The sequence below is a fragment of the Bradyrhizobium sp. CB1717 genome (assembly GCF_029714325.1).
Taxonomy (GTDB): domain Bacteria; phylum Pseudomonadota; class Alphaproteobacteria; order Rhizobiales; family Xanthobacteraceae; genus Bradyrhizobium.
The window spans coordinates 332,832-354,535 of sequence record NZ_CP121666.1 but is presented as its reverse complement, the minus strand read 5'-3'; the positions used below and the strand labels follow the sequence as shown (position 1 = coordinate 354,535).

18 protein-coding genes are annotated in these 21,704 nt (G+C 59.0%); 15 read left to right on the top strand and 3 right to left on the bottom strand.

Going from position 1 to position 21,704, the window contains the following annotated elements; all coding sequences use genetic code 11:
- Positions 1 to 8 precede the first annotated feature (8 nt).
- The 3 genes from QA649_RS01655 to QA649_RS01645 form a co-directional block, all read right to left on the bottom strand.
- Entirely contained in the window at positions 9 to 989 is a 981-nt protein-coding gene (locus tag QA649_RS01655; protein ID WP_283022679.1) for a hypothetical protein, read from the bottom strand.
- Positions 986 to 3,679: a DUF499 domain-containing protein gene (locus QA649_RS01650; RefSeq protein ID WP_283022678.1), complete on the bottom strand. Its 2,694-nt coding sequence runs from the start codon at positions 3,677 to 3,679 to the stop codon at positions 986 to 988. Before QA649_RS01650 ends, QA649_RS01655 begins: the two co-directional genes overlap by 4 nt.
- Before the next feature lie 80 nt (positions 3,680 to 3,759).
- Positions 3,760 to 3,954, bottom strand: a complete 195-nt coding sequence (locus QA649_RS01645) for a hypothetical protein (protein WP_283022677.1) — start codon at positions 3,952 to 3,954, stop codon at positions 3,760 to 3,762.
- 280 nt (positions 3,955 to 4,234) lie between these two features.
- Here QA649_RS01645 and QA649_RS01640 point away from each other — a divergent pair, with 280 nt between their 5' ends.
- From QA649_RS01640 to QA649_RS01570, 15 genes are all read left to right on the top strand, one after another.
- A complete protein-coding gene (locus QA649_RS01640) occupies positions 4,235 to 5,014 on the top strand; it encodes a DNA-binding response regulator (RefSeq protein ID WP_283022676.1) in 780 nt (259 codons plus the stop codon).
- Positions 5,011 to 5,568 carry a hypothetical protein gene (locus QA649_RS01635; protein ID WP_283022675.1) on the top strand — a complete coding sequence of 186 codons (558 nt, stop codon included), beginning with the start codon at positions 5,011 to 5,013 and terminating at the stop codon, positions 5,566 to 5,568. The genes QA649_RS01640 and QA649_RS01635 overlap by 4 nt, the downstream gene beginning before the upstream one ends.
- Before the next feature lie 2 nt (positions 5,569 to 5,570).
- A complete protein-coding gene (locus tag QA649_RS01630; protein ID WP_283022674.1) occupies positions 5,571 to 8,966 on the top strand; it encodes a UvrD-helicase domain-containing protein in 3,396 nt (1,131 codons plus the stop codon).
- A 76-nt stretch (positions 8,967 to 9,042) separates the two neighbouring features.
- Positions 9,043 to 9,447, top strand: a complete 405-nt coding sequence (locus QA649_RS01625) for a multiubiquitin domain-containing protein (RefSeq protein ID WP_283022673.1) — start codon at positions 9,043 to 9,045, stop codon at positions 9,445 to 9,447.
- Positions 9,422 to 10,597 (top strand): ThiF family adenylyltransferase, encoded by a 1,176-nt coding sequence (locus tag QA649_RS01620; protein WP_283022672.1) that lies wholly within the window; start codon positions 9,422 to 9,424, stop codon positions 10,595 to 10,597. Before QA649_RS01625 ends, QA649_RS01620 begins: the two co-directional genes overlap by 26 nt.
- A complete protein-coding gene (locus QA649_RS01615; protein WP_283022671.1) occupies positions 10,594 to 11,040 on the top strand; it encodes a DUF6527 family protein in 447 nt (148 codons plus the stop codon). Before QA649_RS01620 ends, QA649_RS01615 begins: the two co-directional genes overlap by 4 nt.
- A 97-nt stretch (positions 11,041 to 11,137) precedes the next feature.
- Complete coding sequence (locus QA649_RS01610) at positions 11,138 to 12,430, top strand: DUF2130 domain-containing protein (protein ID WP_283022670.1); 1,293 nt, start codon at positions 11,138 to 11,140, stop codon at positions 12,428 to 12,430.
- 175 nt (positions 12,431 to 12,605) lie between these two features.
- Positions 12,606 to 12,845 (top strand): helix-turn-helix transcriptional regulator, encoded by a 240-nt coding sequence (locus QA649_RS01605; RefSeq protein ID WP_283022669.1) that lies wholly within the window; start codon positions 12,606 to 12,608, stop codon positions 12,843 to 12,845.
- A 316-nt stretch (positions 12,846 to 13,161) separates the two neighbouring features.
- Positions 13,162 to 13,776: a hypothetical protein gene (locus QA649_RS01600; RefSeq protein ID WP_283022668.1), complete on the top strand. Its 615-nt coding sequence runs from the start codon at positions 13,162 to 13,164 to the stop codon at positions 13,774 to 13,776.
- 219 nt (positions 13,777 to 13,995) lie between these two features.
- Positions 13,996 to 14,217: a hypothetical protein gene (locus QA649_RS01595; protein WP_283022667.1), complete on the top strand. Its 222-nt coding sequence runs from the start codon at positions 13,996 to 13,998 to the stop codon at positions 14,215 to 14,217.
- 354 nt (positions 14,218 to 14,571) lie between these two features.
- Positions 14,572 to 15,120: a hypothetical protein gene (locus QA649_RS01590; RefSeq protein WP_283022666.1), complete on the top strand. Its 549-nt coding sequence runs from the start codon at positions 14,572 to 14,574 to the stop codon at positions 15,118 to 15,120.
- Between the two features lie 182 nt (positions 15,121 to 15,302).
- Positions 15,303 to 16,100 carry a TnsA endonuclease N-terminal domain-containing protein gene (locus tag QA649_RS01585; RefSeq protein ID WP_283022665.1) on the top strand — a complete coding sequence of 266 codons (798 nt, stop codon included), beginning with the start codon at positions 15,303 to 15,305 and terminating at the stop codon, positions 16,098 to 16,100.
- Between the two features lie 41 nt (positions 16,101 to 16,141).
- Complete coding sequence (locus QA649_RS01580) at positions 16,142 to 18,283, top strand: Mu transposase C-terminal domain-containing protein (RefSeq protein ID WP_283022664.1); 2,142 nt, start codon at positions 16,142 to 16,144, stop codon at positions 18,281 to 18,283.
- 11 nt (positions 18,284 to 18,294) lie between these two features.
- Positions 18,295 to 19,803 (top strand): AAA family ATPase, encoded by a 1,509-nt coding sequence (locus tag QA649_RS01575; protein WP_283022663.1) that lies wholly within the window; start codon positions 18,295 to 18,297, stop codon positions 19,801 to 19,803.
- Position 19,804: 1 nt separating this feature from the next.
- Positions 19,805 to 21,490 carry a TnsD family Tn7-like transposition protein gene (locus QA649_RS01570; protein ID WP_283022662.1) on the top strand — a complete coding sequence of 562 codons (1,686 nt, stop codon included), beginning with the start codon at positions 19,805 to 19,807 and terminating at the stop codon, positions 21,488 to 21,490.
- The last annotated feature ends 214 nt before the right edge of the window (positions 21,491 to 21,704 follow it).

Sequence of the window (21,704 nt, the reverse complement as noted above, 5' to 3'; positions counted from 1 at the left end):
GCGTGTTCCTACTGAGTGATTTCGACGAAGGGAGACAAGACCTCGAACAGGGTCAGCCCGCCGTGGGTGAGCTTGGGAAAGCCGCCGGAGACCTTCCATTTGCGTCGACCAAGAGCCAGCCGGTATGGACCGCGCGGAGTGTCGAAGCGCATCACCAGTGGAGGAGATGCTTCGCCCAGTTCGCCGTCGCCCGCCAGGCTCCTTCGTGCCTTGAAATTATCGCGCAGAAATCCTGTCGGTCCATCGGGCAGTTCGTAGAACTCTCCCCCGGCGGCGTATCCGTGGTCGGACGTGATGATCAGTGAGCGACCCGTCGTCAGCTTTTTCACCAAACCCCAGAAATCGACCCCTTGGAAGGCGCTTGCCAGCTCCGTCGCTAGACGCCCGAGGGCGTCGCCGTCGTTTTCCAAAGAATGGATCCGATCGTCCGGCATCTGATGCCAGAGGATTATGTTCGGATCCGGCATCACCGCTTGAGCGCAGGACAGCCAATCCATGTCGGTCACGGTCGTTTTGGCGCCTGGAAAGAATTTCGACGTCGGCGCGTTCCGAAGGCTGCTGCGCGAGGCGAATCCGAGAGCGGCCGCGAACGGATCGGTTTCCGGCGGAAACTCCGACGCCGTCACGGTCTCCGATATCAGCTTCAACCCATGTGCTTCGGCACCCGAAATCAAATGCGGCAACTCGCGCAACGACAATCCGTCGAGGATCAAAATCGCCTTTCCATGCGCCGGCTTTTGCCAGAAGGTCTGGAGCAGGGCCGACGTTCGGGGGACGCCATCCTGAAACGTGTCCCAGAGATCCCATGCGCTTGTCGAAATCAGATCGTCGAGCTCTCCGACTTCACGCTCCCGTTCCCGGACGCTTCGGATCAGATCCTTATCGAACGGAGCGCGACAGATACTGTGAACGCGCTCGACAATTGCGCTCCAGGCGACGGAAGGAGTCTGCGTAAGAATTGTCGCCAGGACATCTCGATCGAGGGTCAATTGTCATCCTCCGCATCAAGTTGGAGTCCATACACCATGCCGTCAGGAAGCTTCTTTAGCAGGGCTTCGACCTGGGCGCCGGTCGCATCGGAAATGGTGACCGTGACGTTCTTGACGCGCGTGGCTGCCTTGACCTGCCACGTTTCGAGTTGCCCGACGAGGTTCAGGCTCGAAGTCGGGCTCTCGACGGCGCGAGGCCGGTACGGCTTCCCGACCGGCTGATCGGTCCCGAAGATGTTGACCGGGGGAGAGCTGGAGGCCGGTGCGGGCGTCGGCGACGTCCCGAACGTCGTCGGCGTTACAGCGGGCTGAGGAGCGGCCGGCTTGGGGGTCGTTTGAGCGCCCGGCGAAGCCTGCGGCATCGACAGAATCACGTTTTCCGGATTTTGGTGCGCGGTGCTGCTGACACGCGACTGAATGCGACGAAGAACGTCTTCCTCGCTTTCGCCGGCATTCGCCTGCAGCAGATCGCCGCGCACGTTGAGGGCGATATCGCCCTTGGCACAGATGTTCACGATGCGATCGATCATCTCGGTTTTGCCGAGCCAGATCACGCATTGCGCGCCGGCGGGCCGTGGGTTCATGAGATCGTCGAGCGCGCCCTTGAGCGTTTTGGACTCGGCGGCGGCGGTCAGCACGAAGGCATGCAGCGTCTCGGGCTCGAAGAGATCGCGTTTCACCTTTTCAGCGATCACCTCGGCGGCAGGCTTGCCGTTGAGCTCGATGACTTCCGTGGTAAATTCCGCTTCGTCGGCCTTCTGGAAATCCCATTTGGACAGAACCAGAACTTTGTTGATCAACTTCTTGATGCGAGGCTTCAGCTCCTTTTCGCGGTGGCGCTCGGCGAGACGCTTGTATTCGCCGTCCCATTTCACGCCCAGGACGTCCATGCGGGCGTAGAAGAGCATCTCCGGATCCGCGTAGATGTTTCCCGCGTCCTTCCTCGGCAAAAGGTACCGCGGCACGTTTCGGCCTGCCTTGAGATGATCTTTGATCCACGTACCCATAGTCGCATCAGGATCGCGCGGCGTTTCTGGCACCATCAAAATGGGAATCCTGTCGCCCCACCCCGTCGGCTGGTCATCAGGAGCCAGCGACGCCCAAGGGTCGCTGTTCCAGCTCTCCGGGAGCACGACCACGCGGTGCGTGCCACCGGCATCGTTTCCGGTGAGCACATGACGGATGATTTCCGCCAGGCGGAGCTTCTCCTCCCCATCCGCAAAGTTTTTGACGTTCCGAGCGCCGGCCTTGAGTTTGGCGTCCGGATTTTCCTCCTCCTTGAAGAGAAGGCGTCCGCCGACGTCGTGGAGGTTGAAGCTGTTTTCGACGATTAGCGCCATTTCCGCCGCGAAGGCGTTGTCGTCGATGGCTTTGCTCTTGGTGACATCGGCCTGAAGTAGCGAACTCAAGGCGCCCGGCTGATTGCCGGCCGAGATCGAGCGAAGCCAGATCGAGCTCATGATGTCGCGAAAATGAGGAACTTGGTTCGCGACCTCGGTCGATCCGATCGCATTCCTGACCGATTCGACGTTTCGCAGCGCGACGTCACGCAGGATGCGGTGTCTCTGGCTCGAAACGGAATCGAGGAGCGCGCCGATGCCCGTCTTCTCGTCGTCGATCCGGACGTCGCCGGCCGTCAGGATCTCGGTGTACTCGCCGCGACTCTTGAACAGGTTGGCTAGAATCCGAATTAAGTCGCGCGTCTCTTGGGCTTCGGTCGCGACGAGAATTTGATCCTCCAGTAGCCGGAGGAGCTCTGGGGAGTATGGCCAAGCCTCGAGATATAGAGCCCGACGCGTCGATTGCTCTGCCGCTGGCACATCGGTCAGGCGAACGAACTCGGAAAAGTGCGTGGCGATAAGATTGTCGATCGCGTGCGGATCGATGTTCCTCCGGTTCGAGAACAGCCGATGCAAAAGCATGCGCCGGCGATCCGCCTGAATCCGATCCGGAGTGCCCCCCGCTTTGAAGTCTATCTGTACCGGATTGACTCGATGGACCTGCCGGTACGATTCGGTGTCTCCGTTGCGGACCGAAACCACTAGGACGAGCAGTTCCGGATGCGAAGCGGCCACCTCCGATAGCATCTGAATGAAGTTGAAATTCCAAATCTGGCGAGGCGCCGCCTTCGTGTTCGTCAGGCCGTCGAACCATGTCTGGAATTCGTCGAGGATAAGCGCTGTCGGACACTTCTTCAGCGTCTCGATCACGGTTTCCTTCGGCGGAACGTCCGTCCGGCCGCCCCACGACCCCTCGAAGAACTGCGACGCCGGATGACCGCTGGTGAACAGGTCCCAAAGGTTTTTGATGCGGTGATTATGCAAGCTCTCCGTGACGACATGCATCTTCGCCGAGCGAAGCTTTATCGCGTCGAGTGTGGGCGGGTCGATCGTATCCTTCCAGCTTGCCAGCCACGACCGTACCGCTGCCGGGTCGTTCAGGGCATGATGAAGAACCGCGAGGATGTGGGACTTGCCCAGACCGCGCTCGCCGATAACCACGACGGGTCGGCCCTGACCTTCGTTCACGGCTTCGATAGCTTTCAGAACGTCGTGCGTGGGATACGTTATGTCGAGAAACGCCGGGGGCGCGACCTGAACGGCACCGGTGCTGCGCTCGTCGGTCAATTCAACGACGGTTCCCCTCAATCGCGCGGATCTAAACTCCTCGCGCAACGACAAATTCAGCATTCCGACCCTCCGCCCAAAATCTATCCCGCTGCGTTCGCGACGTCCCCGTCCCCTCGGGGCTTCAATTGCCGCTCGCCTCGCTACTTCTTTCCGTCCTGATGCCGGTCGAGCCACTCCCGGGAGATCTCTTCCAGCAACATCGACGCCGTCTTGTCGCGCAACGCCGCCGCGGCTTTTATCCGACGGATGACGTCCGGATCCATGCTCGTCAGGAATTGCTTTTTCTCGCCCTCCGGAGGCTTTCTGCCCCTGATGGCCCGCTTCCTGTCCGCCATTACCCCGACCCTGCCCGCGCGTTGTGCGACGGTTCGAATCGTCCCATGGGTTGCGGATGGGGGCAAGGGATTGGTCCGGCCGCTCGACTATTTTCCCCCGCAATCGGCCGCCTTTTGCTTGCTTTCAAACGCAGCATGCCTCTGAAATATTGGTAGATTCGCCGTAATGGAAGCTACCAAATATATCTATCCAATATAGGTCTACGTACGCCATTGACTTAGGTTATTCATATCCATTCAGAGTGCGATCACCTGCGCACCTCGACGAGAGGTAAGTTGCTTGCCAGCACCGCTCCGAAAGCAGAGGCCTGATGGATCGCTCTACTTCCGCCCGCCGGAGGTAGAGGCACAGCTAACGGCGTTGGAGCATTTGTCCCGTGATGAGCTCCTGAGGAGATGTCAGATCAGGGACCGGACGCACACGGATTATGTCAGAACCGAGTGCCTCGTTCATTTCATGCGGGCCTGCCATCGTGACAACAGCGAAGCTCGATTTGCGAGCCTATACAGGGTCCTCCTCGAACGCGCTGCGCGTTGCTTGCCGCGGTCCCAGAACACCGACCAAATCTCATCGGGCAAGGCCGAGATCACCGAGCTGGTCCTGGACGCGTTGAACATTCTTCTCTCCTGCGATCGGAACGAATACTCGGAGAAGCTCGATTTTTTCGAGATACGGTTCGACGGAGCGATGGCCAAGCTCCGCCTCGACGCGCAGCGGGCGGTATGGCGTCGACAGAACCGCAATATCTCCCCCGAGGACGCGGAAACCGGCGAAATCCGGCCAGACGTGGAGAAGGCGATCGGGAACTATAACCCCTTCGAGAACGCAAAAATCGAGACCCGGGATTACCGGTCAAGTCTGGACGCAGCGATTGATACTCTGCCCACCCTGCAACAGAGGATCGTTCAGATGCTCCGAAAGGATGTCCCGATCGACTCCAAGGACCCCTATGCCGTGACGATCTCGAAGACGTTGGGCAAGGTCGAAAAGACGATCAGGCTCAACCGGAACAAGGCGTATGCCGTACTGAAGCGCATCCTGGAAGGAGATCAGACATGAACTCCGTTCCTACTGAGGAAGACGTTCTCGACGCCTTCGCCGCCGAGCCGAACCACGACGCCGCGACCTTCCAAAGGTACCTAGAGGAGTACCCGCAGTTCGCGATCGCCCTTGTCGACCTTTCACGGGAGTTGTCGCGCGAGATCGCAGAAGATGAAACTCTCTCCGACAGAGAGATTGCCTGGATCGAAAAAGCTACGCGAAAGTATTCTGAAGGCTGGGTGTCCGCAGCTTTCGCCGACCCGACGCTTGAGCAACGACGTGCTGCGGCCAAGGAGCTCCGTGTTCCACGCCAGGTCATCACCGCGATACTCGAGTGCAAGGTGGCGGTCGAGACGATTTCACGACGCACCCGCCGAAGGCTGGCGCTTCAGTTCAACGCGACCGTCGATGGCCTCGTTCAGGCGCTTTCTGGGCCGCAATTGTCTGCCTCGAGAAGCTACAAGGCCAATGTCAGGCCCTCGACAGGAGAGAAGGTCTCTCTTGAGCAGGTCCTGCGGGAGGCCGGCGTATCCGAGGACATCATCGCCGACCTCGTCTCAGAGGATGATTGATCATGGATGCGGTCGAGCTCGGAAGGCAGAGGGCGGCTGCTCTTCACCGAGAGGCCGTGCAAGCCGGGAAAGATCCTTGGCGACCGTACGACTTCGCCGTGGCGGAGGCCAACCGCCGCGGCCTGGACGTCGAGAGGACCGCGCCTGGCGCTGCGGTTCTGGACGGCAGTCGCGCGACGCTTGTCGCGAAGGATGCCCTCATTCTGCACGAAAACGGTGGAAGCCTTTTCGAGCAGGCCTTCCTTGTGGTGCATGAAATCGCCCACGCCGATCTCGGCGATGCTCCCGAAGACGAAGTCCCGACCGAAATCGATCTGGCGCGCCCCGCGGAGGCCTCTCCGATGGGAGTCGACCGCGTGGTCGATTATGGACGGCGGCAGCGTCGCGAGGTCCAGATGGACCTCTTTGCGCGAGAATTCCTTCTTCCCAGGCCCGTGGCGCGGAAGCTGCACGTCGAAGACGGGATGACTGCTTCGGCGATCGCCGAAAAACTCGGCGCCCCGTTCGATGTGGTCGCGCAGCAGCTCCTGGATGCGCTGTTCTTGCCGTCGGTTGAAATATTACCGGAGGAAGCAAGACCGGATAGACCTCTGAACAAGGAGCAGGCCGATGCCGCCGCCAATCGCGGAGCGGCCTACTTGCTCGAGGCGGGACCGGGGACGGGAAAAACCCAAACCCTGACCGGCAGGATCGAGCTGCTTCTGGGAGACGGGGTGGACCCGCGGCGGATCCTGGTCCTCACGTTCTCGAACAAGGCCGCGGGCGAGATGGCGGGCCGACTGGCCCGCAAACATCCGACCGAAGCCTCGGCTATGTGGATCGGTACCTTCCACGCATTCGGCCTGGACATCATCCGACGCTTTCATCAGGAGCTCGGCCTTCCGCCCAACCCCAGGCTCATGGACAGGACCGAGGCGGTGGAGCTCCTCGAGAACGAGTTTCCCAAGCTGGGCCTTCGGTACTACCGCGACCTGTACGATCCCACGCAGAAGATCGCGGACATTCTGGCTGCGATCTCGCGCGCCAAGGACGAGGTGGTCGATGCCGAGGAATACGCCCGGCTCGCCGAGACCATGAAGAGCAGCGTCCCCGCAGCGCGTGCCGAAGAGGCGGAAAAGGCGCTAGAGGTTGCCGAGGTCTATCGCTGCTATGAGCGGCTGAAGCGGGACTCGCAGTGCGTGGACTTCGGAGACTTGGTCTCCTTGCCGGTCCGTCTTCTCGAGCGCAATGCCGCCCTCCGGGAGCACCTGAGGGTTACATACGATCACGTGCTGGTCGACGAATACCAGGACGTAAATCGAAGCAGCGTCCTTCTTCTGAAGGCGCTGTGCGGCGACGGCGAGAATCTCTGGGCCGTTGGCGATGCCAAACAATCGATCTACCGGTTCCGGGGCGCTTCGTCGTTCAACATGCGGCGCTTCGGAGGCGAGGATTTCCCGGGCGGCATGAGAGGCCGGCTGAGAAAGAACTATCGGTCCACGCCCGAGATCGTTGAATGTTGTTCGCGGTTCGCAGCGGATATGATCGCGGGCGGCTCCGGAAGCGCCTTGGAGTCGACTCGGGACTCCGTTGGCAGCGAGCCGGAGTTCCGGACGGTGAAAACGGCCGATCGGCAACCCACCGCCTTGGCGGACGCCATCCGCGAAATGACTGCCCTCGGATATGGCTTCAGAGCCCAAGCCGTATTGTGCACCGGCAACGAGAAGCTATCCGAGACGGGCCGGGATCTCGAGCGGCTCGGCATACCGGTGCTTTTCCTCGGCAGCCTATTCGAACGCCCGGAGGTCAAGGACCTTCTCGCGTTTCTCTCCCTCCTGACTGACCGTCGTGCGATGGGCCTGCTGCGCGTGGCGTGCTGGCCCGAGTTCGGGATGTCTATGGCCGATGTCGCGGGGCTACTGGGCGCGCTGCGGGAGGACGAGTGGGAGCCGCTAACGTGGCTCCGGGATCGCGCGATCACGACTTGCGTGTCGACGAAAGCAAGGGAGGCAACGAGCCGGCTGGCGGCCGCCCTCGATGGGTTCGAGATCGGGTCCAGTCCATGGGAGGTTCTCGCCAAGCTCCTCCTCGACCGGACAGGGATGGGAGCACGGCTCGCGTCGTCCTCGTCCGTGTCCGATCGCAGCGCCGCGATCGCGATATGGCAGTTCATGAATTTTGTGCGCGTCCAGCCCGCGGCGCAGGGCTTACCCGTCCGTCGGCTTCTGGACCGTGTCAGGAGGCTTCTCCGGCTCGGCGACGACCGGGACCTGCGCCAACTTCCCGCAGCGGCCCAGGGCATCGATGCGGTCCGCCTGATGACCATTCACGGATCCAAAGGTCTCGAATTCCCGGTCGTGCACCTGCCGGGAATGAACAGGAATACGCTGCCGCGGACCCCGCGGGCGCCGACCTGTCTGCCTCCGGACGGGATGATTGAGGGAGCGCGCGGGACCGCCCTGGACAATTTCCGGACGGGACAGGACGAAGAGCAGGAGTGCCTCTTCTATGTGGCCCTTTCGAGGGCGGAAGAGCGCCTCTTCATCTATGCCGCGACCGAAAACGCGAAGGGGCATCGACGGGAGCCTTCGGAGTTTGTCGAGCGGATTGGCCTCGCCCCGCGTCATCTGGGCGAACTGGCGGCGTGCCCAACGGCACCGGAGAAGAAGCCCATTCCTATCGAGATTGACGGCGCCGTCAGCGTGAGCGGCTTCCAGATCGGCCTGTATAACTCCTGCCAGCGGCGCTTCTTCTACACCCATATCCTGAACGTCGGCGGCCGACGCACCCAAACGCCGTTCCTGCAGGTGCACGAATCCGTCCGTGCCGTCCTCAAGGAAATCGTCTCGCGGGGAGCTTCGGCGCCGAGTCCGTCTGAGGTCGAAGCGCTCGTTGACCAGGCCCTCGCTGCGCGAGGCCTGACCGCGCACGGCTACGCCACGGGTTTCCGCGAGATGGCCCTGGGAATGCTCGACTACTTCGTGTCGCAGCGCGCTGGCTATTCGCCGGAGCAGCCCAGGCTACTTCGGTTGGCCATCGGCACCGGAGAGATCACGATCGCCCCCGACGATGTCCTCAACGGAAAGGACGGCAAACGGGTCTTATGGAGAATCCAGACCGGTCACTACCGTGAAGACGACGTCGACGAGATCGAGGCGGGAGCGTTCGCGCTGGCGGTGCAGCAGCACTTTCCCGGCGCGGAGCCGCAGGTCCTGCATCTGTCCGACGAGCGGACATCCCCGATCTCGATAAAGGGCAAGTCGCTGCAAACCAAGAGGAAGCACCTGGAGGCGGCGATCTCTGGAATCCGCGCCGGCGCCTTCGCGCCCGACGAGTCCCAGTACACCTGCCCGAATTGCCCGGCCTTCTTCGTCTGCGGCCCGGTGCCCCCGGGCCGCTTCCAAAAAAAGTTCGGCTGAGAATTACCGGTCAAGCTTTGCCGCACCGATTAGTGGGGTGAGGGCCGCAAGGCTCACCCAACCAATAGGTGAAAGCATGACGATCGACGACCCCTCCCGCTCGCCGGAGCACGGTAATCCGGTGGAACGTGCTCTGGAACACATCCACCACGCCGAACACGGCCTCGAAGAAGCGCACCAGCAAGAGCGGCGCGCCGAGCATGAGCTCACCGAAGCCGAACGCGAACTCGGGGAAGCGCTCCATCCGCGCCAGACCGTGATCATCGTGAACGCGCGCAAGCGGATCGTGAAGGGCGACGAGGTCAGCTTCGAAGAGATCGTGCAGCTCGCCTTCCCCGGCTCTCACGATCCGAACGTGGCGTTCTCGATGACTTTCCGCCACGCCGCCTCCGAACCCCATGCCGGCGAGCTCGGTCCCGGCGGTCATGTCACGGTGAAGAACGGGACGATCTTCAATGTCACAAAAACTATTCGATCGTAATCCCGACCTCCGCAGGCTGCGCGAGGAAGGCTACGCGGTGCGGATCCGCAGCGGCTTTCTCGTCATGCAGGTGCCTTACGTCGACGGGAAGGGTGAGGTCAGGTTGGGAAGCCTGATCTCGTCCCTTACCTTGGCCGGCGACGTCACCCAGCGCCCCGACACCCACGTCGTCCAATGGGACGGCGGCTATCCCTGCGGCAAGGACGGCAAGGAGATCGAGGCGCTTCGGCACGGTAGCGGCGACTTCAATCTCGGCAGCGGGTTGACGGCAAAGTTCACCTTCTCGTGCAAGCCATCCGAAGGCTACGCCGATTACCATGGCAAGATGACTACTTACGCCGGCGTCATCGCCGGCGCGGCCGCGGTGCTCAAACCGGAGCTCAAACTGCGTTCGTACGCGGCGCCGGAACCAGAAGAGACGACCGTCTTCAACTACACCGAGACCGCCTCGGATCGCGCCGGGATCGGCACCCTGGCGGACCTGCTCAGGAACGAACGCGTGGTCTTCATCGGCTTGGGAGGGACCGGCGCCTACGCCTTGGACCTCGTCGCGAAGACGCCAGTACCGGAGATCCGGCTGATCGACGGCGACGACTTCCTAACGCACAACGCCTTCCGGGCACCGGGCGCGGCGTCGTTGGATGAGCTGCGGCAGGTGCAGAAGAAGGTCGACTACCTCGCCGGTATCTATTCCAAGATGCACCGTAACATCGTTCCGCACCCGGTCGCCCTGGATCAGACCAACCTCCACCTGCTGGACGGCGCGACGTTCGCGTTCATCTGCATGGACGCGGGAGAGGCCAAGAAGCTTGCGATCGGGAAGTGCGAGGAGATGGGCATTCCCTTCGTCGACGTCGGTATGGGCCTGGAGCTCGTCGACGGTTCGCTCGGCGGCATCCTGCGGGTGACCGCGAGCACGCCCGAGATGAGGACGCACGTCCACGACGGCAGGATCTCTTTCGGCACCAGCGGCGACGAGCTCAACCCGTACTCCACCAACATCCAGGTGGCCGACCTCAACGCGCTGAACGCCGCCATGGCCGTCGTGAAATGGAAGAAGATCCGCGGCTTCTACCGCGATCTGGAGCGCGAACATCACTCCACCTACACCACCGACGGCAACATGCTGCTGAACGGAGATCAATCATGATCAAGATGAAGCAGCTTCGGCATCGATTCGTCGAGACGATGCCCGAAAAGATCGACCCTGGCACCCTGTACATCTCGATGGAATACGCGACCGCAGCACATCGTTGCTGCTGCGGTTGCGGCGAGGAGGTCGTCACTCCGTTCAGTCCCGCGCAATGGAAGATGACTTTCGACGGCGACGCTGTCTCGCTGTACCCCTCGATCGGCAACTGGAACCTGCGCTGTCGTTCGCACTACGTCGTCCGAGACGGGCGCGTGATCGACGCTGGCGGTTGGACCGACGAGGAGATCGAGGTCGGACGCGGGCGGGACAAGGAAGCAAGGACGAAGTATCTGGCCGACAAGACCGGAACGAAGACCATGCCGTCCACTTCACCTCCGGCCGGGCGGCGACGCAGTCGACTGGGCCGCCTGATCGACCTGTTCAAGTTGACGTTCGTGTGAACCTGGCGCGACCGGTTGCCGAATCTCTTCCGCTCTTCGGGTGGCGCGATCTCCGCCACCCCATTCAGATGAAGATCAAACACAGCAGAGAGTCCGAATGCTCGAGAGCCGTGCACACGAACCTCACATCACCTGTCCGAAATGCAACCATCGGATCCGGCTGACCGAGTCGCTGGCCGCTCCGCTACTTGAGGCAGAGCGCAGGCTCTTTCGGAGCCAGTTGGATTCCAAGGATGCCGAGTACCAGCAGAAGGCTGAGGAGCTGCGGCGCAAGGACGAAGCGCTAGACCGCGCACGCAGCGCCATGGACGCCGAAATCGCCCAAAGGGTTCAGGCAACGAGCGGACAGATCCGCGCGGTCGAGCAGAGGAGAGCGCAGGAAGCGGCCTCGGCCGAACTGGACGCCTCAAAGGCCCAGGTCGAAGAGATGCGGCAGACGTTGACGGTCTACAATGCCAAACTGGCCGAGGCTCAACAGGCGCAGGCGGAGGTGCTGCGCCGGCAGCGCGAGCTCGCCGAGCAGAAGCGCGAACTCGATCTCCTGATCGAGAAGCGGGTACAGGCGACGCAGACGGAAATCCACATCAAGGCGCGCCAACAGGCGGAAGACGAGCTCATGGCGCAGGTATCCCAGAAGGATGCTCAGATCGAATCCATGAGCAGAACCATCGAGGACCTGAAACGGAAGGCCTTGCAAGGATCGCAACAGACCCAAGGCGAGGCCCTGGAGCTCCAGCTCGAGGCGCTTCTGAGGAGCAATTTTCCGAATGACCTGGTCGAGCCCGTCGGAAAGGGCGAGTTGGGAGGCGACATCGTCCAGACGGTGAACGGGCAGCTTGGGAATGTGGCCGGAACGATCCTTTGGGAGCTCAAGGCGACGAAGAAGTGGAACGACGGCTGGCTCGCCAAGCTGCGAGAGGATCAGCGGAACGCGAAGGCCGACATCGCCCTCATCATTTCGCATGCCTTGCCGAAGGAAGTTGAGACTTTCGGTCTCGTCGATGGTGTGTGGGTTGCGCATCCGCGCTGCGCGATACCCGTCGCGATCGCGCTACGCCATTCGCTGACCGAGCTCGCTTCCCTGCGGAAGGCCCAGGTTGGGCAGCAGACGAAGATGGAGCACATCTACCAATACCTAGTGGGGCCGCGCTTCCGCCAGCGCGTGGAAGGACTCATCGAGAGGTTCGAGGAGCTCAAAAATGATCTCAGCAAGGAGCGCAAGTTCATGAACCGCATCTGGGCGAAGCGCGAAAGCCAGATACATGGCGTCATCGCAGCAACGGCGGGCATGTACGGCGATCTGCAGGGCATCGCTGGAACGGCATTGCCCGAGATCGACAGTCTGGACAGGCCGCTGCTGGAGGCGCAGATGGAGGGCGACGAAGATTGATGGCGGTGCTGAAAGACGCCTTCCCTGGATTGGCAGGTGATTCTTGACGCGAGTCCTTGCTTGGATTCAGATGGCCATGGTCGGCGTGCGCGGCGACCGTGGCAGACTGCTTCCCTGATTCCCGCCTCGCCTTGCTTTTTGTCGCCTGGAAATGGCAAGGATTCGCGGAGGAGCCGTGGCTGAGTCACTTACAAGAGCTCAGAAGCGAACGAGGGTCACTCTCGGCCGCAAGGTCAAGGACCTGAGACTTTCGCTCGAGATGACCCAGACCGATCTGGCTGAGGAGGCCGAAGTCCGCCGGGCGTTGGTCAGCGAGGTCGAACGAGGCGAGGCTAACCCGACGTTGGACACTATCGTGCGGATTGCAATAGCTCTGGGCGTCGACGCGGCTGAGCTACTTGGCTCGGACCACTGAGGCTGACGCGATCGAAAGACGTAGAGCTTTAGCGCGTTCGGGCAAACTTTCGATGAGTCCGAAGAGAGCTATGAGAGCCATAGCGCCGACGCAATTCTTTTGTACGCTATATAGTACGCAGAACGCGAGCCGAGCTGGCCCGATTGGCTGTTCAAGGCCGATTTCACATCAAAAGCAACCAAGAACTGCGGTCCCAAGCGAACGTTTGAAGCCATCTCGAGGATCGGCTTACCAAACGAGTGAGCACGCGTGCCCAATGCTGACGGCGAACCTCGCCCCAGTGAATGACGATTGTTTATCTAGGACAGAGAAAGGGATGCACATGATCGCGATGAGCACTGCCCAATTTCCAAAAGCTCGCTATCCTGTCGCGCGGCCGCTCCTTTTCACAAGTTGCAAATGCCGCGTCGCGATACCGGTGTACGACGCGCTTCTTCGCTATGCCTTAGAACAAGCTTCGTTGGATCCTTCAGTCCGCGAGATCCGCTATCGGACGGGAACCCAGATAGAGTGTCCACCCATGTCGTTGGCCGGTGTGGTGCTTCGTAGGGAAGACGGTACGTTTCTTCTTAGGGTCCATCAAGCACGTCCCGAGCGAAGCGATGAAGAGGACGCCCGCCTCCACTTCGTCTTGCAGCAACACGGCCTTCGCTTACTCGAGTGGGATACGAAACATATCCACCGCCAGCCGCTGTTTTCGAACGCGCGCACGGTTTGGTCACATGCAGGACGCCACGTGTCGCTGATTGACCGGTTGAGGCTCGCGGTATCACTCGAGCAGGGACCGCAGACCATCCACGAACTCGAGGAGCGTGCACGTCCCGGCTGCGACGTTGTTGCCGCGGTCTGTGCTCTCGCCTGCCAAAATTTGCTGCGGCTGGATATAGAAGGCACGCATCTTGGTCCCCAAACAATTGTGCTTGGGCCTTAAACATTGCTGTTCGCCTTTGGTACGGCCGGTTGGCACGCGACGTCCATTTGAACCCTTGGAATCGGGGAGAAGAGGGCTGCATATTTTCGCCAGGATCGGCGCGACGACGCTGGTTGACTCTTGCCCTCTGGGAGGCCGCCTTCGGCAAGATCTTTAAAGCTAACAGGAGGCGGAATGTTGAGAGTCACTGTTGAGCTGATACCTAGTGGATTCGAACCGATGCGACGACGCATCGCTATGATGCGCATCTCCAACACCAGCGACTTGACGGACATCTCGGATTATTTGGTCCAGGCGGCAGAAGGGGCCAACAAGCTGACCGGGGCTCCTGCACGCTTCGGCGAGTGCATGGTGCGCGGCCACGCGCGCAGGCAGCCGGTCTGGGTGCTGTTGGCGAAAGCGTGCGAGGAGATCATGAAGGCGGATTTCGTCGAGTTGTAGCGTGCAGACCTGGTGATTGGTCTGCGCTAAGGCGGCTGCATCACCAAACCGAATCCTTTCCGCCGCCGAGGGCGACGCGTTTCGTACACCGGACGTAACGCCGGCCGACGGTCCGATTTGGATCCGCCGCCCGCCCGGCGACGAGGCACGTCTCCTCAATTGATGTGTTTTGCTTTGATGCGCCGACACGCTGCCTGTCGTGAGGAGTAGTCGGATAAACCTCTTCGAAGATCCCGAATGGATTGTCTGCGGGCTAGTCCCGTAGCGCCTCTCGCTCCCAAATGCAGTTCGGAGCCAGCCGCCGAATCCCCCCCGAAACGCCCGAAGAAACCCTTCGCAGCCCCGAGACAACATATGGCCTGGGCATTTCAGTCCGTCTTAGTGACGAAACCTATTCCGATCGACAGCGCCGAAACTGAAAAGGCGCTTATCCACCTTACGCTTGACCGCAACGTCACGGCGATAGACCACTTCGACCAAATTCAGACGGGCGACACCATCATCAAAGCCGACGCCATCTTCGTCAGAGACCACAGGGGGCGTCACCTTCTAGATATCGAGTCCAAGCGACCCTCCGAACAGGTCGCCGAGGTTGCGAAGGAGTTCTTGATCCCTCTTTGGACAATATCGACGGCCTCCCTTCTGGAGGAGCCGCGCTCCGGCAACGAAAGCGAAGTATGGTCGCATCGCGACCATGCCGTGCCCGTGCATCTCCGCATGCAGATAGTAGCGGAGCTCGGCCGCAAGCGAGCGCTGGGCATGAGCGAGCTCAAGGCAGCAATCATCGGCTTCAAATCCATTAGACGATCGATACTGGCCCTCGCGTGCGCGCGTGTCGTTCAGATTGATCTCGAGGCGGCTCCCCTCGGACCCGGCTCGATAGTTCGTAAAGGACACTGGTGACAGGCAGAAACGGCTAACTCCCCGCATCTCGTTATAGCATTGGAAACCAATGAAGAGCGTGGAGGTCACCCCCGCAAGAAGATCAACCGTAAGTTTACGGTCCAACACTAGGCCTAAGATAGCACTTCGTTCGGCGGAATGACCCTGGGTGATTGTGTCGGTTGTCTTGCCTGGGGATCTTGATGGCTCGTGGACGCTACACTTGGACTGAGCAGCGCATCGCAAGATTTAAACGCGAAGGCCGAGGGATAGGAACCGGCGCCACGTACATCCCGTGGCTCAAGGTTTCTGATGTTCCATCCCTTGGCAGAAGTCGACGAGTATTCTGGTCGACTTCAGGTCGCAAGCACCACCTCCTCTCGGACATCGAATTTTACGCGTTTCTCCGCAAGTGTTACGACGACGCGACCTTGGACATCCGCGAGCAATTTCCTCTTCCGCGAGATGAAACATTAAAGATCGCTGAGCAGATCGGGGTCCGACATCCGCGTGCGAACGGTATCAACATCGTAATGACCACCGACCTGTTGGTCACGCAGACTTCGACTTACGGCCCCGTCGACCTCGCCTATGCAGTCAAACAGGATGCTGATCTCCGCGACAAGCGAACATTGGAGAAGTTGGAAATCGAACGACTTTTTTGGGAAAGCAGAAGCACGCGGTGGAACATCATCGTGGAGTCCAGCGTCCACGACAACGTTAGCTTTAATCTCGAATGGATGTTCGATTGCCAGCGCGATCCCGAAACGGAGGACGAACCGACCATTCGCGAGGCCCTCGTCGAGGCCCTTGATGACCTGAAGTCCTTTCCATTGCGTGCTGTTTGCAGCGTGATTGATTCGCGATTGGGACTTCGCGCTGGCCGCACTCTAAGGGTTGCTCGGAGGATGCTCAGCGAAAAGAAGCTCCGGGTCGATCTGAGGGCGCGCAGCCTTCAGGATCTTCCGGTTTCCAACTTCGCGGTTGCTGAGGCAATTTAGTGCCGGATTCTCCAGTTAAGAAACCTATCCTACTCGAGCGCATGCTTCTCAGAGAGCCTGGTCCTGAGGGCGCGCTGTTTCGCATCGTGCATGTGGACGATGATGGCGGAGGATTTTGGCTCTTTAACGTGGCGGAGATGGGTTGGCCAGAGCGTGTCCAGCGAGACCTCTTGGTAGACCGATTTGTCACAACTCCGCCCAGCTTCGCCATCGAATATGTCGGACCGTATCAGTTAAATTTGTCGGAGGAGGTGCAGGATAGTGCGGCAGCCCAAACCTCCGCACGCTACTGGAAAATCGTACTCCAACTGCAGGGCGACGATCGCGGCCGAGGTCTACTGTTTAAAATTCAGCGGAAGGCCAGAATAAAGAAGGCCGCCGAAGACGTGGGCGTCACGCGGCCGACGGTGGTCACCGCTATCATGCGATTTTGGCAACGTGGCATGAACCGCGAAGCGGTGCGGTCGGACTACGACAATTGCGGCGCACCAGGCAAGACAAGGAGTATCGAGAGTGGACGGAAGGTCGGGAGGCCGAGAACCATCGCAACCGGCGTTGGTATTTCGGTCAATGACGACCTACGGAGAAAGATGCGGGTCGGGGCCGACTATTACCTTAGCCTGCGAAAGCCTTCCCAAAAGCGTGCCCTGAACTACGTCGTTGAACTCTTCTTTTCACACCGTCAAGACGAGGCGGGTCGACCGAAGATCGTGCTGGACGATGATCGACCGACTCTAAAACAATTCAGCCATTACCTCTGCACCCACTTTCCCGAGAACGATAGATTCAAAGCTCGTCACGGTCAAAAGCGATATGACCTCGAAACGCGCGAGCTCCTCGGCAAGGCTGATCAGAATACAAAGGGGCCCGGAGACGAATTTCAAGTCGATGCCACTGTCGCCGACGTTTACCTGCGATCGCAGTTTGATCGGCGACGCATCGTTGGCCGACCGGTCATCTACTTCGTAATAGACGTTTGGAGTCGTTTGATCGTCGGCGTCTACGTCGGATTCGAGGGGCCGTCGTGGATCGGTGCGATGATGGCTCTGACCAACATGGTTACTCCGAAAGTGGAGTACTGTCGGCAGTACGGCATAGAAATCGATCACGAAGAATGGCCTGCACATCACGCTCCTCGTTCTATTCTAGCCGACCGAGGCGAACTGATGAGCGAAAAATTGGGGTCTCGCATCGTCGACACCCTCCGGATCCAGATTGGAAATACGACATCAGGACGTGGTGATCTCAAGGCGATCGTTGAATCGCGGTTCAAGATCGTTCCGATGCTATTCAAGCCGTTCATGCCGGGTTATGTCGAGCCGGATTTCGGAACCAGAGGAGCTCGCGACTACCGACTTGAATCCGCGATGGACCTTAATGATTTTACAGCGGCGGTCATACGCGCGGTCCTTCAGCACAATCGATCGAAGATTACCGGCATTTATACTCCCACCGAAATGACGACCGACGGCATGTCCGCCACTCCGCTGGCTCGTTGGACCTGGGGTATCGAGAATCGAAGCGGAGCATTGAGAGAGCTTAGTTATGACGAAGTTGCGTTGGCAGTCATGCCGCGTGACTCGGCTCGCATCACTGGTAACGGCATAAAATTCAGAGGCGGCTTCTATACGTGCGATCAAGCCGAAGAAGGTCGTTGGTTCTGGACGGCACGCAACAAAGGAGGATGGTCTGTCGAGGTATCGTACGATCCGCGAAGCTTAGACAAACTGTATCTTTGGAATCCAAAGGCGCCACGCGGATATGAAGCCTGTCGTCTGCTGCCCCCCTACCAAGAACTCGTTGGTAAAACACTGTTCGAATATGAGGAGAAGGAGCTCGCCGAGAAGTGCCTTGCTGCTTCCCAAGCGGGAAAACTTCAAGCGCAGGAAATTGAGACTGATGTCGCGCTGAGAGCGATCCAGGAAGGAGCACTCGCTAAGACGCGCGACGTGCAGGAGCGCAATACATCCAAGAGGGCTGAGGTGGCAGGCATAGGACGCAATCGAGCCGACGAGAAGGCGTTCCAGCGACCGATCGAGACAATCGATTTGGCCCCTCTCGCCGAGCCGCGCGCGAACTCTCCTGCGGTAGCGCCAACCATTGAGGACCCGCCGGATGCTTATGAAGATGACATGTTATCCAGGCTCGAGTCTCTTGAAGAAGCTGGTAACGCAGGCAAGTAGGAAACTCCGCAATGTACTCTTACCTCATTCCGGCCGACTACTTGCCAACCGCGCGACCCGAGGCCGCAGGAAATCCTCTTCTCGAGGCACTACCACCGTTGATGTCGGCCGATGATACGAATCTGCTTTTATCATTTGGTCGTCGGCCGACGTATTCGGATGACGAGCGCATGCTTTCCGCAGGCGAAAGGATGCTATGTGTCGGCCGCCTCAACGACTATCTGCTCATGATGGCCTCTCACGGGGAGATAATTGAGCAGATCGGCCTTATTCTCGATAGCGGCTACGTGCATCGCAACCCAGCACTCCCAGAGTTCCAAAGGTCCCTTGTCGAATTCTATCGTCAGCGATTGCAGGGTCGAATCACGCCGATCGAATCTTCCGGACCGTCGACGGCGCCGTCGTTCGCTCTCTTCGGCGTTTCCGGAATGGGAAAGAGTACTGTGGTCGAGCGGACGCTCTCATTTTATCCGAGAGCTCTAAGCCATGAAAAGTACGGCTTCTACCAGATTGTGTGGATGAAGATTGATTGCCCGATGGATGGCAGCCTAAAGCAACTGCTGCTTTCTATAGTCGCGAAGGTCGATTCGACTCTAGGCACCAATCACTCTAAGTCCGTCAATGGTCGCGTCCCGACCGACAAATTGATTCTTGATGTCGCGAAGATCGCCGCCCAGCACCATCTTGGCGTCCTTGTGATTGATGAAGTCCAACACTTGTTGGCCGCCAAGGGAGTCGGCATGGAGAAGTTGCTAAATTTCTTCGTGACGTTCACCAATGACGTGAAGGTGCCCATCATCGTTCTCGGCACTCCGAAGGCGAAGGTGCATCTGGAACAGCTTTTCCGAGAGGCTCGCCGCGTTGGTCAGTATGGCTCAGCGCTCTGGGACCGTATGGCTCTGGGACGCGAGTGGGACTATTTCCTTAAGGTGCTTTGGAAATATCAGTGGCTACAGAAGGCGGAAGACCTCTCTCCTGAGGTCTCGGAAGCGATGTACCACCAGACTCAGGGGATTACCGCCCTGGTCATCCGGCTCTTTCAGCTTGTCCAGTTGCAGGCAATTCGCGGGAAAAGCGAAAGGATAACGGTCAGCCTTATCAACAAAGTAGCGAAGGAGAAGTTCTCTCTCTTGCGGCCCGCACTCGATGCACTCAGGAGTGGCGATAATGATAGGATCGCCAAATTTGAAGATCTTATCTCGTCGGGCGTAACCACATTGAAGACTTTGACCACCCAACAGCAGGCGGTCCAGTCGATCAAGGTCGCAGAGAAGCGACTCAACGAAAGGCGCATCCAACTTACTTCAAACCTGCTTCATGCAGGAGCAAGTCCAAGCATTGTGGGCGCCTTGGTCGATGAAGTTCTGACGCCGTCGGGCACCACGACACCAGCGAAGAAAAGTCCGCCGAAGGTACCGAATAAGCTTATTGAAGCTCTTAGGAAAGCTGAAGCAGAGAATGCAGATCCCGTCGACGCGTTGAGAAGCGCCGGTCTGATAGACGATCTAGTTGGGCAGTAACATGCATCTGATGCTCCCGAAGCCGTATCAGGATGAATTGATATACTCAGTTATCGCGCGGCACTTCGCTTATATGCAGCCGATCGTCATCAAGAGCGCCCAAGAGACGATTGACGGCACCTCATGGTTCTCGACAAGATATGTAAGAAATGCGAACCGCCTTGCGGAAAAAACCCGGCCTATCTGGGGCCTATCAGGCCTGGAGATCCTCGACCGTCACACCCTCCTTCCGTTCAACGGTGCATTCCTTAAACCGGACGCACATTTGAAATGCACGGAATGCTTTCTAGAAACGAATCCCCATGGAGGATCGGTTGCCCTGGGCATGGGCAATTCCAGCGTCATTGAGCCGAAGCTCTTCAGGTTTTGCGTTCTTTGTCTTGAAGAGGATATGGACAGATTCGGTGAAACTTATTGGCGTCGGCAGCACCAGCTGTCTGGCACTCTCTTTTGCGTCAAGCATGGAGAGTTGCTGCGCAATTCGATGGCTCCAATGTCCCCTCTCGACAGGGCAACGATGGATGCGACGCATTATTGTAGAGCAGATGCCGAGCCAGTGGCAGTTCTGAGTGGCCGCGAAACTTCGTTAGCGCGGGAGATTGCGACAAGGTCCGCAGACATTTTGCATGGAATGCCTTCCCGTTGGCTAAGCCCAGATCCAAGCGAGCAGTATCAGACTGCTGCTGTTGAAGTGGGATACGGCTTCGGTATCACGATGCTTCAGACCCGTGCTTTTGGGGCGGATCTCATCGATTATTTTGGTGGTGAGTTGCTGGTTAAGCTTGGATGTCGGCTGAACGAGCGATCGCGATCAATCCGCAAAATATTCTACAAGGACGGCGCCAATCATCCCTTGTTGCATGTCTTGGTTCAACACTTTCTTGGAGAGCGGCAGAAGGCAACCCGCTCGACCTTGGAACGCCAAGGGCTGGACAACTCATTTAGGCAAGAGTGGAAGTGCCCGAACACATTTGCAAAGCATGAGGTAGGGTTCAGAATCCCTCAAGTTTATCTAAGACGAGCAAAAAGGGGCATGCGCGAGCATTATTTCCATGCCCGATGCACTTGTGGGTACGTATTCTGTTTCGAAAGACCCCGCGAGGGTGATCCTGCCATGCCGCTCGTCAAGATCGTAAACAACTACGGTCCCGCGGTAGAGACGGAGGTCAAGCGGTTATACGCGCAACACGGTTTCATAAAAAAAGTCTGCACCGAGCTAAAGATGCAGCACAAAACCGTGAGGCGGATTCTCGACGGCATCCGAGCTGGCTTTGAACCTTCGCCCGAGAAGATAGCTGCTCTGAGGAAGACCTGGCTGGAGAATGGCCGAGTAAAAAGAGGAACCACGTACCAAACTCTATTGAAATATGATCGAAAGTGGCTGGATAGCTTTCCTAGCCGTCGGGGAACTCGATCGCGAGTGCCCAAGCCCCAACCCAGGCACGCAGACGACGTCGCTTTGGCGAGTCAGATTGAGGCATCTGCGCGAGAGCTCCGTGAACAGGGCGGGTTGGTGACCGTGAATGGGCTTAGCCGCGTTTTGGGACGAAAGCTCAATGTGCGGGGTCTGAAACTGATGCCAAACGCAGCCTATATCCTCTGCAAGGAGATCGACGTTCCGAGCCAGGCGCTAGATCAAGTACGCCAGTACATCGCTAAGGCAAGAGGAGCACCGAGGGCGGAATAGTTCTGAAAGAACTTTATTGGATGAGCTTTTGGGTTACGCTCGAACCCTGAAAGAACTTTATTTTTAGCCGCCGATACTGCCGCACGAAAGACAAAGCAATTTTCTCGACTTTCCAAAGAACTTTGTTGTCTCAATACAGCCGGCGCGGCCGGGGCATGCCACGATCTGCATCAGTTTGAGTAGAATTTGCCACAACGCGCGTGGCGGGCGATTC